A 13,457-nucleotide genomic window follows, 5' to 3' on the forward strand; every position below is an offset into this window, starting at 1 on the left:
CCGGCGGCGCAGGAATTCCGCCAGTTCCTTCTTGTCCATGCCCGCCATCCTCGCCCCATCCCGCCCGGCTATCCAGAGACCGCCGATCCATGGCTGAGCAGCCGGGCGCTCGCGGCGAGGGGGCCAGAGGGGGCCTGACGGGTCACGTGACCTGCACGACCCGCTGTCCCTAGGGGGCCTGGTAGGTCGGTCAGCTGCCGCTGATCATGGCGAGGACGTCGTCGTAGGAGCCGTTGGCCACCGCGTCGCGGGCGAACCTGGCGCGCTCGACGACCAGCTCCTTCGCGTCGGGCTTCTCGCGCAGCAGGTCCAGGGTCTCGGTGAGGAAGTCGTCCAACGGCATGGACTGGTCGCTGTCCTGCTGGCCGAGCAGGGTCGTGCGCACACCCGGCGGGATCATCTCGATCACCTGTACGCCGGCGTCGGCACCGGCGAGCTGGATGCGCAGGCTCTCCGAGAAGGAGTGCAGCGCGGCCTTGGTCGCGCTGTAGGTCGGAGTGACCGAGAAGGGTACGAACGCCAGCGCGGAGGTGACGTTCATGACGACCGCGTCGTCCTTGCCCACCAGCAGCGGCAGGAAGGCGTACGTCATCCGGATCGTGCCGAGCAGATTGACCGTGACGTGGTCCTCGGCGACCGGCAGACCGGCCGGGTCGAGGACGCTCTCCAGCAGCATGATGCCGGCGTTGTTGACCAGCACGTTCAGCCCCGGGTAGCTCGCCGCCACGGTCTCGCGGGCGCGGGCGATCGAGTCGGGGTCCGCGACGTCGAGGACGAGCGCGTCGATGCCCGGGTGCTCGGCCGTGATCTCGTCGAGGAGTTCCTTGCGCCGGCCGGCGACGATCACCTTGTTGCCGGCCTCGTGCAGGCGCAGGGCCAGGCCGAGGCCGATGCCCGAGGTGCCGCCGGTGATCAGGATCGTGTTGCCGGTCATCTTCATGGGGGTCCTACTCCTTCGGTACGGCGGGCCGGTGAGCACCCGTGCCCTCGACCGTAGGGGCGCCCGCGCAGAGGCGGGAGAGGAAGGTTTGTCCATGGATCGGCGGTCTCTGCCTCGGCGAGCCGGCCGCGCCACAGGGGATCCGGTGTCGGCTACGTGTCGGCACCGATCTTGGCGGTGTCCACCCCGGTCTGCGGCGGGGGGACGGTCCGGGAATGCAGGACCTCGCGGGCCTGCTCGGTGTCGAAGTCGTTCTCCCACTTGCCGATCACGATCGTGGCGACGGCGTTGCCGAGGACGTTGATGAACACGCGGCCCTCGTTGAGGATGCGGTCGATGCCGACGATCAGGGAGAGGGCGACGAGCGGGATGTGGCCGACCGCGGTGACCGGGCTGGCCAGGACGATGAACGCGCCGCCCGCGATCCCGGCGGTGCCCTTGCTGGTGAGCATCATGACGCCGACCATGATCAGCTGCTGCTGCCAGGACAGGCCGATACCCATGGCCTGGGCCAGGAACAGGGAGGCCATCGTGAGGTAGACCGCGGAGCCGTCCAGGTTGAAGGAGAACCCGGAGGGGATGACGATGCCGACCACGGGCCGGCCGATGCCGAGGATCTCCAGTTTGCGTACCAGCTGGGGCAGGACGGCCTCGCTGGAGCAGGTACTGAGGGCGACGAGCAGTTCGGCCTTGAGGAAGCGCATGAGGGCGAACAGGCTCAGGCGGCAGGCCCGCGTGATCGCGCCGAGGACGACCAGGACGTAGACGACGCAGGTCGCGGTGAACAGGACGACGAGGTAGCCGAGCTGTTTGAGGCTCTCGGCGCCATAGGTGGCGACCACGGTGGCCAGGGCGCCGAAGGTGCCCAGGGGCGCGAGCCGCATCACCCAGCCCACGATGCGGAAGACGACGTCCGAGAGCGCCTTGATGCCGCGGGTCAGCGGTGCCCCCTCTTCGCCGGCCATGTTCAGGGCCACGCCGAAGACGATCGAGACCATCAGCGCGGCCAGGATCGCGTCCCCGGTGATCGCGCCCAGCAGGGAGGCGGGGATGAGGCCGCCGACGTGTCATGCCCTTCGTGCTCGACGTGCTTCACGTCAACCCGGCGGGCAGCCCGTTGGCGGCGGACGCGGCGAGCCCGGGCTGCGGCTTCAGTAGGCGGATGACGATCGCACCGCACCCGTGCCGACGTCGGCCTCCACGACCGCAACCCGGACCCCGGACCCCACCCCGGACCCCGGACCCCACCCCGGACCCCGGACCCCACCCCGGAGGCCGAACGCCACCCGTCACCCGTCACCCGTCACCGGGGCTTCCGTGCGAACGTCTTCTCGTGCGTGTCACGCCGACGGCCGTCTGCCCGTGGTGAGCAGATGCCCGCTCGCCCCCAGCAGTGTCGGCTCCGACTCGATGTGCCGGCACGCGGCCAGCACCGCCTCGCGCCGGTCCGGGTCGTCCAGCCAGTCCTCGACACCGGCCATCAGCCAGGCGACGCCCTCGATGCCGTACTGGCCCTCGACGGCCAGTCGCGCGCCAGTGAACTCCGCGGTCACCTCGTCCGGCGCCGCGAAGTGGGCGACGGTGAAGAAGCCCTCGTCATGGTGGGGATGCCGGCCGTCCACGAGGACGGCGTCGGTGTGTTCGCGGTGCTCCGGGGTGAAGTAGTGCTCCTCACGCAGCAGGTCGTGCAGTTGCGCGTACCGGTTGATGGTGGCCGCGACCACGAGCCCGCCCGGCCGCAGGACTCGCCGCGCCTCGGCCAATGCCCGCAGCCGGTCGGTCCGTTCGGGCAGGTGGTACAGCGGGCCCAGCAGCAGCACCACGTCGTAGGAGGCGTCGGGGGCGGACAGTTCGCGCGCGTCTCCGAGGCGGGCGGTGACGCCGGGCAGCCGCGAAGCCTGTTCGACGTGGAGCGGTACGGGGTCGACGAGTTGAACGGCGTGTCCGTCCTGCGCGAGCCATTCCGCGTGTACGCCGCTGCCGCCGCCGACGTCCAGGACGCGCGCGGGTGCGGTCGGCAGCAGTCTGCGCAGTACGTCCTGGGTGCGCCAGAACTCCAGCCGCCCGGCGGGCGCTCCGCCCTCTTTGAGCCGGGCGTCCTCCTTGCCCCGGGCGTAGTAGGCGAGGATCTCCTCGTGCATGCGCGGTGATGTCTCGGTCATCGCCTCATGGTGCTGATCCACGGCCGGCTCCGGCAACGGGATTTCAGGCACGCGTGCCGTCACACCTCGCCACCGCGTTCGTCTTCCACTTCATCAATCGGATCGTGTCCGCCCTGCTCACCGAGAACCTGCTGCCGGGCAACGCCCAGCGTTTCCGGGCCGTCCGCTCCCTCGCGGGCCGTAGCCTCGCCCGGACCGTACGCCGACCCGCCCGGCCCGGCGCGTCCCTCGCGCTGCCCGACCTGCCCGACCCCGGCGAAGCCCCCGCGTGGGCGGACGGTACGCCCGTCGGTCTCGCGTACGCGGCGCTGCTCCGGGCGGCCATGGCGGGCGCCGGCCTCCTCGGCGTCGACGACCAGGACCTCGTGGAGGAGACACTGCTGGACTGGGACGGGTCGCATCCGCCGCTCGACCTGAGCGGCTTCCCGGACCGGCGGGAGCGCCCCGGTGCGCGTCTGGTGCTGCTGGCCGCACTCGCGCCCTACCGGATCACCGACGAGGGCGTGGCGGCCTGGCGGCGGCCGGAGCACACCGACGACCATCTGGTGCACCTCGTGGCCTACGGGGCGTTCCTGGCCGTGGATCGCGTGGAATCGGCCCTCCACCGGTCCACCACCCGGACATAAACGGACACATGACGCATCGATGGCAGGGGGCGGTGACGGCACAGGCACGGAGTGAGTTCAGGCTTCCGCCCCACAGGCAGACATGTGAAACTGGCGTCCCGTCCGCAGTGCGGACCCCTCCGCACCCTCCGTCCCCCACGAAAAGTGCGCCGTGCGAACTCTTTCCCTGCCGCTCGCGCTCACCGCGCGCATCTCGCCCGTAGTCGTGCTCGCCGCGGCGGGCTGGGCGCTGACGTCGGGCCCGGCCACCACCACGCCGGCCGCCGAGAAGGAGTCGGCGCCACGGTCCGCCGGCGAGTCCCCCTCGGGCGCGTCCACGGCGGCACCCACAAAGCGGTACGCCGCCGCGCCCGCCCCCTGCGCCAGCATCGCCACGGCCACCATCAAGTCGCTCGTGCCGGGCGCCAAGACGGCCGGCAAGGAGATCCCCTCCACGGACACGACGCTGCGCCGCACCTGCTCCTGGAACGCGCTCAAGGGATACGACTACCGCTGGCTCGACGTGTCCTTCGAGATCACGGAGTCAGATGTGGCGGCCGCCAAGTCGTACAAGGAGAACATCTCCGAGAAGAGCGGCGGCGGGAGCGTGCCCGGGGTCGGCGACGCGGGGTACTCGGTGGTGAACCTCACCACCCAGGACAAGCAGCAGACCCGCGAGGGCGTGGTCATGATCCAGGCGTCCAACGCGCTGGTGACCGTGACGTACAACGGCAGCGACTTCGAGTCGAAGAAGGCGCCCAGCACGGACGAGATCAACAAGGGCGCCATCAAGGCCGCCAAGGAGGCGGTCGCGGCGTTGGAGAGCGGCCAGAAGACCTGAGCCGGAAGCCCCGAGTCGGGCAGACCCGGGGCCGATCCGACCGCCCTCCACGCGCGCGTGGCGCGCACCGTCAGGCCGCGATGCCCTCCTGCTCCCTGCCCTTCGGCAGCATCAGCGCGATGTACAGCAGCAGGGACGCGCTCAGGCCCACCGCCCAGCCGTAGTCGGCCAGCGGCTTGAGGAACGGGATCAGACCGTCGGTCGGGAACGGCCCGGTCTTCTTGCCGTCCGCCCCGACGGCCGAGTACGAGCCGCCGACCGCGAGCAGACCGCCGACCACGAAGGCGACGATGGCCCGCCAGTTCCAGCCGTTGGTGTACCAGTAGCGGCCGCCGGGCGTGTAGAGGTCCACGAGGTGCAGGATCGTACGCCGGATGATCCAGTAGTCGGCGATGAGGATGCCCGCGACCGTGCCGAGCAGACCCCCGACCACGCCGAGCCAGGTGAAGATGTAGAACTCCGGCGTGGAGATCAGCTTCCACGGGAAGATCAGGACGCCGAGGACGCCCGTGATCAGCGCGCCGGTGCGGAAGTTGATGAACTTCGGAGCCAGATTGGACAGGTCGTACGCCGGTGAGACCACGTTCGCCGCGATGTTCACGGAGACGGTGGCGACCAGCACGATGACGAGCGCGAAGAGCAGACCGAAGGCGTTGTCCGTCTTGGCGGCCAGCGCGACCGGGTCCCAGATGGCCTCGCCGTAGATGGCCTCGGAGCCGGAGGTGACCAGCACGGCGAGGACCGCGAACAGGGTCATGGTGGTGGGAAGTCCCAGGGCCTGGCCCCACGTCTGTGCCTTCTGGCTGGCGCCGAAGCGGGTGAAGTCGGGGATGTTCAGCGACAGGGTGGCCCAGAAGCCGATCATGCCCATGAGGGACGGGAAGAAGACCGGCCAGAAGTCGGCGCCCCAGCCGAGCTTGGACGGCTGGTCGAGCAGCGCGCCGAAGCCGTCGGCCTTGACCGCGATCCAGATCAGCAGCACGAGGGCACCGGCGATCACGAAGGGCGCGGCCCAGTTCTCGAAGCGTCGCAGAAACTCCATACCGCGGTAGATGATCGCGATCTGGAGCGCCCAGAACAGCACGAAGCAGAGCCACAGGGGCCACGGGTTGCCGGCGACCTGGGACGCGTTCTCCCAGTGGCCGCCGGTGAGCTTGGAGCCCAGCGCGAAGATGCCGCTGCCGCCGATCCAGGTCTGGATGCCGAACCAGCCGCAGGCGACGGCCGCCCTGATCAGCGCCGGGATGTTGGCGCCGCGCAGCCCGAAGGAGGCGCGGGCGAGGACCGGGAAGGGGATGCCGTACTTGGGTCCGGCGTGCCCGGTGGCCAGCATCGGCAGCAGCACGATGATGTTGGCCAGGGCGATGGTGAACACGGCCTGCTTCCAGTCCATGCCAAGGGCGACCAGGCCGGAGGCGAGGGTCCAGCTGGGGATGCAGTGCGCCATGGAGATCCACAGGGCGGCGAAGTTGTACGTCGTCCACTTGCGCTCGGAGACCGGTACGGGTCGCAGGTCCTCGTTGGCGAAGGGACTGTCGGCGGGGAAGGCCTCGGGGGCGAGTTCGACGCGGTCACCGGCGGACTGCGGTATCGGGGACCCCGTGGGGACTGTTTCGGTCATGGCAGGCCAATCGATCAGAGCGGGACGGGAAAGGCCGTGCGGGGGCCTTGGGCCCCTCTCCGCCCCGGGACGGCGGGGAGGAGAGGGGGGAACAAGGTGTGGGGGGACCGGGGATCGGAGGTCAGGTGTTGAGGGCGGGGATGACCTTCGAGCCGTACGCGTCGATGGTCGCTTCCTGCGCGTCGTGCATGTCGTAGACGGCGAACTGGTCGACGCCCAGCTCACGCAGCGCGTTCAGCTTCTCGATGTGCTTCTCGACCGGTCCGATGAGGCAGAACCGGTCGACGATCTCGTCGGGCACGAAGGCGGTGTCCGGGTTGTCGGCGCGTCCGTGGTGCGAGTAGTCGTACCCCTCGCGCGCCTTGATGTAGTCCGTGAGCTCGTCGGGTACGGCGGCGGAGTGCTCGCCGTACTTGGAGACCAGGTCGGCCACGTGGTTGCCGACCATCCCGCCGAACCAGCGGCACTGCTCGCGCGCGTGGGCGAGCGCCTCGGGCGAGTCGTCCTCGGTGACGTAGGCGGGCGCGGCGACGCAGATCGTGACCTCGTCCGGCGAGCGTCCGGCGGCGACGGCCGCGTCCTTGACGGCCTTCACCATGTACTCGGTGAGGTACAGGTCCGCCAGCTGGAGGATGAACCCGTCGGCCTCCTCGCCGGTCATCTTCAGCGCCTTCGGGCCGTACGCCGCCATCCATACGGGGAGTTCGGCGTCCTCCCTGATCCACGGGAACCTGATCACCGTGCCGCCGAGGTCGGCCTCCTGGCCCGAGCCGAGCGCCCTGATGACCTTCATGGCCTCGCTGATCCGGGCCAGTGTGTTGGGCGTACGGCCCGCGACGCGCATCGCGGAGTCGCCGCGGCCGATGCCGCAGACCGTGCGGTTGCCGAACATGTCGTTGAGGGTGGCGAAGGTGGAGGCGGTGACCTCCCAGGTGCGGGTGCCCGGGTTGGTGACCATCGGGCCGACCTTCAACTTCGTGGTGTTGGAGAGGATCTGACTGTAGATCACGAACGGCTCCTGCCAGAGCACGGCGGAGTCGAAGGTCCACCCGTAGGTGAAGCCGTTGCGTTCGGCCCGCTTCATCAGGCTGATGACCTTGGAGGCGGGCGGATCCGTCTGCAGGACGAGTCCGAAGTCCATCTGCGCCACTCCTAGTTGAGGTACTGACAGGTGGAGCGGGGGGTGTACGTGCCGTGCCCGGCGTGTCCGGTGTACTCCCGCTCGGTGATGACGAGTTCGCCGCGCGAGAGGACCGTCTCGACCCGTCCGGTGAGGCGCTTGCCCTCGTAGGCCGAGTAGTCGACGTTCATGTGGTGGGTCTCGGCGGAGATGATCTGTTCGGCGTGCGGGTCGTAGATGACGACGTCCGCGTCGGCGCCCGGGGCGATGGTGCCCTTCTTCGGGTACATGCCGAACATGCGGGCCGGGGCGGCGCAGGCGATCTCGATCCAGCGGCGGCGCGAGATGTGCCCGTCGACGACGGCCTGGTGGAGCAGGTCCATGCGGTTCTCGACGCCGGGGAGGCCGTTGGGGATCTTCGAGAAGTCGCCGCGGCCGAGTTCCTTCTGGCCCACGAAGCAGAAGGGGCAGTGGTCGGTGGAGACGACCTGGAGGTCGTTGGTCCGCAGGCCCTGCCACAGCTTGGCCTGGTGTTCCTTGGGACGCAGGGGGGTGCTGCACACGTACTTCGAGCCCTCGAAGTCGGGCTCCGCGAGGTTGTCCGTCGACAGGAACAGGTACTGCGGGCAGGTCTCGCCGAAGACGTTGAGTCCCTCGTCCCGCGCGCGGGCCAGCTCGGCCACCGCCTCCATGGCCGAGACGTGCACGACGTACAGGGGCGCGCCGGCGACCTGCGCGAGCTTGATGGCCCGGTGGGTGGCCTCGGCCTCCAGGAGTGCTTTGCGTACCTCGCCGTGGTAGCGGGGGTCGGTCTCGCCACGCGCCAGCGCCTGCTCGACCAGGACGTCGATCGCGATGCCGTTCTCGGCGTGCATCATGATCAGGCCGCCGTTCTCGGCGGAGCGCTGCATGGCGCGCAGGATCTGGCCGTCGTCGGAGTAGAAGACGCCGGGGTAGGCCATGAACTGCTTGAAGGAGGTGACCCCCTCCTCCACCAGCAGGTCCATCTCCTTGAGCGTCTCCTGGTTCACATCGGAGACGATCATGTGGAAGCCGTAGTCGATGGCGCAGTTGCCCTCGGCCTTGGCGTGCCAGGCGTCCAGGCCCTCGCGCAGGGTGTGGCCGACGCTCTGCACCGCGAAGTCGACGATCGTGGTCGTACCGCCCCAGGCGGCGGCCCGGGTGCCGGTCTCGAAGGTGTCGGAGGCGAAGGTGCCGCCGAACGGCAGCTCCATGTGGGTGTGGGCGTCGACGCCACCGGGGATGACGTACTTCCCGGTGGCGTCGATCGTGCGGTCCGCGGTCCAGCTCTGGGTACCGGGCACGGCGAGGGCGGCGATGCGGCCGTCCTCGATCAGCACGTCGGCGTGGATCTCGTCGGACGCGGTGATGACGAGGCCACCGCTGATGACGGTACGGCTGCTCATGTTCCCTCTCCTGCCAAGGTGGTCGGTTCGGTCAGGGTGCGGTCAGCGGGGGGTAGGCGTCCGGACGGCGGTCCCGGTAGAACTGCCAGCGGTCGCGGACCTCCCGCAGCTTGGCCAGGTCCAGGTCGCGGACGACGAGTTCGGTCTCCTTGTCGCTCGCCACCTCGCCGACGAACTGGGCCTCCGGGTCGACGAAGTACGTCGTCCCGTAGAAGTCGTTGTCGCCCAGTTCCTCCACGCCCACCCGGTTGATGGCGCCGATGAAGTACTCGTTGGCGACGGCCGCGGCCGGCTGCTCCAGCTGCCACAGGTAGGCGGACAGGCCGCGTGAGGTGGCCGAGGGGTTGAAGACGATCTCGGCGCCGGCGAGGCCCAACGCCCGCCAGCCCTCCGGGAAGTGGCGGTCGTAGCAGATGTAGACACCGATCCTCCCGACCTTGGTGTCGAAGACCGGCCAGCCGAGATTGCCGGGGCGGAAGTAGAACTTCTCCCAGAATCCCGGGACTTGGGGAATGTGGTGCTTGCGGTACTTGCCGAGGTACGAGCCGTCCGCGTCGATCACGGCGGCGGTGTTGTAGAGGACGCCGGGCTGCTCCTCCTCGTACATCGGCAGGATGAGGACGATGCCCAGTTCCTTGGCCAGCGCCTGGAACCGCTGGACGATCGGCCCGTCCGGGATCTGCTCGGCGTACTCGTAGAACGCCTTGTCCTGGACCTGGCAGAAGTACGGCCCGTAGAACAGCTCCTGGAAGCACAGGACCTGAGCACCCTGCGCGGCCGCGTCCCGGGCCGCCTGCTCGTGTACCTGGATCATCGACTCCTTGTCGCCCGTCCACGCGGTCTGGAAGAGGGCGGCGCGAATCACTCTGCTCATCGGGACCTCCGGTCACTCGGTGTGCGAGAAGACTAGGAAGTCCGAAAAGCTCCTCTGAGTTGCACGGTGTCACGTCCGCGGGCCTTGGGCGTGCCACGGTGTCACCCTCTCGTGAGCCCATGTTTCACCGCCGTTTTCCCAGGTCGTGGCATGTTTCAGCCCTGTTGCGCGTCGTGCGCCAGGAGCGCGATGTGCACCGAGGCGGCCTGTTCGAAGTCGTCGAGGTCGACGCCGAGCCGGCTCTGTATGGCTTCCAGCCGCCGGTACAGCGCGGGGCGGGAAACGTGGTGGAGCTGGGCGGTGCGGGACTTGTTGCGGCCGGTGCCGAGGTAGGTGCGCAGCACCGCCAGCAGATCCTCTCCCGCCGCGCACAGCAGTCCGTCCAGCTCGCGCTCGGCGAAGGACTGCACGTGCGGGTCGTCGCGCAACAGCCGTATCAGGCCGCGCAGGTGGACGTCCTTGAGGCGGACGACGGCCGGGAGGTCGAGCGCTCCGGAGGCGACCGCGTCCGCGACATGGCGGGCCTCTCGCATGCCGGCCGGGACGTCGTCCCAGGCGGTTCGCGGGTCCGCGGCGGCCACGACCGTCCGTGTCAGCCGCGCCGCGAAGTTGGCCGTGAGCACGGCGGCGTCCTGGTCCCGGGCCAGGCTCAGCAGGACGGCGGTGGCCCCGTCGGCGAGTTCGGCGACGATGCCGGGCAGGCCCAACAGCCGTAGCACCCGGTCGAGTTCGGCCGGATCGCCGTCCCGTACGACGAGCGGCACGAAGGTGCGCCGGTTGACGGGCAGCCCGGCCGCCCGCGCGCGGGGCAGCAGCTGCCGGGCCGGTACGACCCCGCTGACCAGGTCCGTGAGCAGGCTCTGCGCGGACTGCTCCTCCCAGGTGTGGGCGGAGGTGCCGCCGAGCATGCGGTGCAGGACGAGGGACTCGGCGGCGCGGTCGGCGAGGAGGCGTCCGGTCGCGGTGTCGCCGCGGTAGCCGCACAGCATGATCTGGCCCCAGCGCTCCCCGCGTCCGCCCAGTTCGGCGCGGATCCAGCCGTCGCCCTCGCTGCCGCCGGCCTGGCGGGCGATGCGCTCCCAGTCGCGCAGCACGTCGTCCACCGCGGACCGCTCCCCCGCGGTGGCGAGGACGCGGTGGGCGAGGTTGGTGACGACGACGGGGCACCCGCTGTGGTGGACGATCTCGTCCAGCATCCGCTGGAGCGGGGCGCCCGCGGTGATCAGTCCGGTGAGGGCGGTACGCACGGCCTCGGACATGCTGACGGCGGCGAACTTCCGCCGTACGAGCCGGGCTTGGACCTCCTCCGTCAGCTCGGCGAAGGGGAAGGGCCGGTGGAGGACGACCATGGGCAGCCCGCACCGTTCGGCGGCCCGGCGCATCACGTCCGGCGGGGTCGGGAAGGCGCGGCCGAGTCCGAGGACCACGGCCGCGGCCTCCGCGCGGTGCAGGGACCGGATGTACTCGGTCTGCTTCTCCTCGTCACCGGCGAGCAGCACGCCGGTGGTGAGGACCATCTCGCCGCCGCTGAGCATCACGCCGACGTCGGCGGCCTCCGCCACGTGCACCCAGCGCACGGCCCGGTCGAGCTGGCCGGCACCGGCCACCACCTCGGGCTCCCCGGCGAGCACCCGTTCCAGCATGAGGACCTGGCGGACCGACAGGGTCGGCTCCAAGGGTTCCAGGGGCTCCAGGCGCTCCAAGGTGGTGCTCATGACGGTGTTCCCTTGCTGTGGACCTACTGGATGGTGCTCCTCAGAGCGTGTTCGAGGATCGCGGCGCCCTCTTCGGCCTCCGCGACGGTCAGGGACAGCGGCGGGGCGATCCTGAGGGCGCTGGTGTTGTGCCCGCCTCCCTTGCCGAGGAGCAGCCCCTCGGCGCGGGCCGCCTCCAGCACGGCGGACGCGGTCTGCGGGTCGGCCTCGTCGGTGCCGGGCTTCACCAGTTCGACGCCCAGCATCAGACCGCGCCCGCGCACCTCCCGCACGCCCGGGATCTGCGCGGCGGCGGACCGAAGCCGCTCGATGAGCAGGCCGCCGACGCGCCGGGCGTTGCCCTGGAGGTCGTGTTCCAGGAGGTACGTCAGGTTCGCGAGGCCGGCCGCCATGGTGATCTGGGTCCCGCCGAAGGTGGAAATGCTGTTGGAGTCGAGGCAGTTCATGATCTCGCCGCGGGCGACGACCCCGCCGATGGACATGCCGTTGCCGATGCCCTTGGCGAAGGTCAGGATGTCCGGCGGGCCGGACTGCCCGTGCGCCTGCCAGCCCCAGAAGTGGTCGCCGGTGCGGCCCCAGCCGGTCTGCACCTCGTCGGCGATCCACAGGATGCCCCGCTCCTGCAGCACCTCGCGGAAGGCGGCGTAGAGGCCGTCGGGCGGGGAGGTGAAGCCGCCGACGCCCTGGATCGGCTCGGCGATCAGTGCCGCGGGCGGGCGGGTGTGACCGAGGAGGTCCTTGAGGTCGTCGACGCAGGCCGCGATGAAGTCGTCGTCGCCGAGGCCGGCGTACGGGCCGCGGGTCCGCACGCCTCCGTGGACGTACAGCGTCTGCAGCGGGGACAGCGAGGTGGGTGACCAGCCGCGGTTGCCGGTGATGCCGACCGCGCTGAAGGAGCGGCCGTGGTAGCTGTTGCGCATCGCCAGGATCGTGTTGCTGCGCCGGTAGGTCGTGGCGAGCAGCAGCGCGGTGTCGTTGGCCTCGGTGCCGGAGGTGGTGAAGAAGACCCGGGCGTCCGGGATACCGGACAACTGGGCGACACGCTCGGCGAGTTCGACCATCGGCCGGTTCAGGTACAGGGTCGACGAGTGGATGATCCGCCCGGCCTGTTCGCTCACCGCCTTGGTGATCTCGGGCAGGGCGTGCGCGGTCATCGTGGTCAGGATGCCGCCGAAGAAGTCGAGGTACTTGTTGCCCTCGGCGTCCCACACGTACCGGCCCTCGCCGTGGGTGATCTCCAGCGGCTGCTCGTAGTAGAGGGCGAGCCAGTCGGGCAGGACGGCCCGGTGGCGGCCCAGCAGGTCCTCGGTCACGGCTGCACCAGCCCGTCGTAGGCGTCGGGGCGGCGGTCGCGGTAGAACGCCCACTGCTGCCGCACTTCCTCGACGAGGTCGAAGTCCAGGTCCCGGACGACCAGCTCCTCCTCCTTGTCGCTCGCCGTGTCCCCGACGAACTGACCGCGCGGATCGACGAAGTACGACGTCCCGTAGAAGTCGTTGTCACCGTACTCCTCGACGCCGACCCGGTTGATCGCGGCGACGAAGTACTCGTTGGCGACGGCGGCCGCGGGCTGCTCCAGGCGCCACAGGTGGGACGAGAGTCCCCGGTGGGTGGCGGACGGGTTGTAGACGAGCTGGGCGCCGTTGAGCCCGAGCTGCCGCCAGCCCTCCGGGAAGTGGCGGTCGTAGCAGATGTAGACGCCGACCTTGCCGACGGCGGTGTCGAAGACCGGCCAGCCGAGGTTGCCGGGCTTGAAGTAGTACTTCTCCCAGAAGCCCTTGACCTGCGGGATGTGGTGTTTGCGGTACTTGCCGAGGACGGTGCCGTCGGCGTCGATCACAACCGCGGTGTTGTAGTAGAAGCCGGACTGCTCGACCTCGAACACCGGCACGACGATCACCATGCCGGTCTCGCGGGCGAGTGCCTGCATACGACTCGTGGTGGGGCCGTCGGGCACCGGCTCGGCCCAGCGGTAGTGCTCGGGTTCCTGGACCTGGCAGAAGTAGGGGGCGTTGAACACTTCCTGGAACCCGATGATCTTCGCGCCCTGTCGGGCCGCCTCGCGGGCGTGCTCCTCGTGTTTCGCCACCATGGACTCGGTGTCGCCGGTCCAGGTGGCCTGGACCAGAGCGGCACGTACGACGTTGGCCAT

At 69.9% G+C, this 13,457-nt stretch carries 11 protein-coding genes and 1 pseudogene; 2 read left to right on the plus strand and 10 right to left on the minus strand.

The window, feature by feature from the left end:
• Window positions 1-190: 190 nt before the first annotated feature.
• From ACFVYN_RS37305 to ACFVYN_RS37315, 3 genes are all read right to left on the minus strand, one after another.
• Window positions 191-940 (minus strand): SDR family oxidoreductase, encoded by a 750-nt coding sequence (locus ACFVYN_RS37305; protein ID WP_390006651.1) that lies wholly within the window; start codon window positions 938-940, stop codon window positions 191-193.
• Window positions 941-1,092: 152 nt separating this feature from the next.
• Entirely contained in the window at window positions 1,093-1,992 is a 900-nt protein-coding gene (locus ACFVYN_RS37310; protein ID WP_390006683.1) for a cation:dicarboxylate symporter family transporter, read from the minus strand.
• 288 nt (window positions 1,993-2,280) lie between these two features.
• The gene (locus ACFVYN_RS37315; protein ID WP_390006652.1) at window positions 2,281-3,102 is read right to left on the minus strand and encodes a class I SAM-dependent methyltransferase; all 822 of its coding nucleotides are present in this window, start codon (window positions 3,100-3,102) and stop codon (window positions 2,281-2,283) included.
• Between the two features lie 62 nt (window positions 3,103-3,164).
• Between ACFVYN_RS37315 and ACFVYN_RS37320 the strand changes: the two are divergent.
• Window positions 3,165-3,728, plus strand: a pseudogene (locus tag ACFVYN_RS37320) (DNA-binding protein); the annotation flags it as partial.
• Window positions 3,729-3,879: 151 nt separating this feature from the next.
• Window positions 3,880-4,548 (plus strand): hypothetical protein, encoded by a 669-nt coding sequence (locus ACFVYN_RS37325; RefSeq protein WP_390006654.1) that lies wholly within the window; start codon window positions 3,880-3,882, stop codon window positions 4,546-4,548.
• A gap of 70 nt (window positions 4,549-4,618) precedes the next feature.
• On the opposite strand, the gene ACFVYN_RS37330 is transcribed toward ACFVYN_RS37325, so the two are convergent.
• The 7 genes from ACFVYN_RS37330 to ACFVYN_RS37360 form a co-directional block, all read right to left on the minus strand.
• Entirely contained in the window at window positions 4,619-6,169 is a 1,551-nt protein-coding gene (locus ACFVYN_RS37330) for an NCS1 family nucleobase:cation symporter-1 (RefSeq protein WP_390006656.1), read from the minus strand.
• A gap of 121 nt (window positions 6,170-6,290) precedes the next feature.
• Entirely contained in the window at window positions 6,291-7,310 is a 1,020-nt protein-coding gene (locus ACFVYN_RS37335) for a TIGR03842 family LLM class F420-dependent oxidoreductase (protein ID WP_390006657.1), read from the minus strand.
• Window positions 7,311-7,321: 11 nt separating this feature from the next.
• Entirely contained in the window at window positions 7,322-8,716 is a 1,395-nt protein-coding gene (gene hydA / locus ACFVYN_RS37340) for a dihydropyrimidinase (RefSeq protein WP_390006659.1), read from the minus strand.
• A gap of 31 nt (window positions 8,717-8,747) precedes the next feature.
• Window positions 8,748-9,590 carry a nitrilase-related carbon-nitrogen hydrolase gene (locus ACFVYN_RS37345; RefSeq protein WP_390006661.1) on the minus strand — a complete coding sequence of 281 codons (843 nt, stop codon included), beginning with the start codon at window positions 9,588-9,590 and terminating at the stop codon, window positions 8,748-8,750.
• A 155-nt stretch (window positions 9,591-9,745) separates the two neighbouring features.
• Complete coding sequence (locus ACFVYN_RS37350) at window positions 9,746-11,305, minus strand: PucR family transcriptional regulator (protein ID WP_390006663.1); 1,560 nt, start codon at window positions 11,303-11,305, stop codon at window positions 9,746-9,748.
• 23 nt (window positions 11,306-11,328) lie between these two features.
• Window positions 11,329-12,618, minus strand: coding sequence for an aspartate aminotransferase family protein (locus ACFVYN_RS37355; RefSeq protein WP_390006665.1), 1,290 nt, complete (start codon window positions 12,616-12,618; stop codon window positions 11,329-11,331).
• Window positions 12,615-13,457, minus strand: coding sequence for a nitrilase-related carbon-nitrogen hydrolase (locus tag ACFVYN_RS37360; protein ID WP_387720625.1), 843 nt, complete (start codon window positions 13,455-13,457; stop codon window positions 12,615-12,617). Before ACFVYN_RS37360 ends, ACFVYN_RS37355 begins: the two co-directional genes overlap by 4 nt.

The sequence above is a fragment of the Streptomyces sp. NPDC058307 genome, from assembly GCF_042880295.1.
Lineage (GTDB): Bacteria > Actinomycetota > Actinomycetes > Streptomycetales > Streptomycetaceae > Streptomyces.

Excerpts from the sequence above, each read along its gene's own strand:
- ACFVYN_RS37335 (WP_390006657.1), bottom strand. The coding sequence starts at position 7,310 with ATGGACTTCGGACTCGTCCTGCAGACGGATCCGCCCGCCTCCAAGGTC.
- ACFVYN_RS37305 (WP_390006651.1), bottom strand. The coding sequence starts at position 940 with ATGAAGATGACCGGCAACACGATCCTGATCACCGGCGGCACCTCGGGC.
- ACFVYN_RS37345 (WP_390006661.1), bottom strand. The coding sequence starts at position 9,590 with ATGAGCAGAGTGATTCGCGCCGCCCTCTTCCAGACCGCGTGGACGGGC.
- ACFVYN_RS37350 (WP_390006663.1), bottom strand. The coding sequence starts at position 11,305 with ATGAGCACCACCTTGGAGCGCCTGGAGCCCCTGGAACCCTTGGAGCCG.
- ACFVYN_RS37315 (WP_390006652.1), bottom strand. The coding sequence starts at position 3,102 with ATGACCGAGACATCACCGCGCATGCACGAGGAGATCCTCGCCTACTAC.
- ACFVYN_RS37330 (WP_390006656.1), bottom strand. The coding sequence starts at position 6,169 with ATGACCGAAACAGTCCCCACGGGGTCCCCGATACCGCAGTCCGCCGGT.
- hydA (WP_390006659.1), bottom strand. The coding sequence starts at position 8,716 with ATGAGCAGCCGTACCGTCATCAGCGGTGGCCTCGTCATCACCGCGTCC.
- ACFVYN_RS37360 (WP_387720625.1), bottom strand. The coding sequence starts at position 13,457 with ATGGCCAACGTCGTACGTGCCGCTCTGGTCCAGGCCACCTGGACCGGC.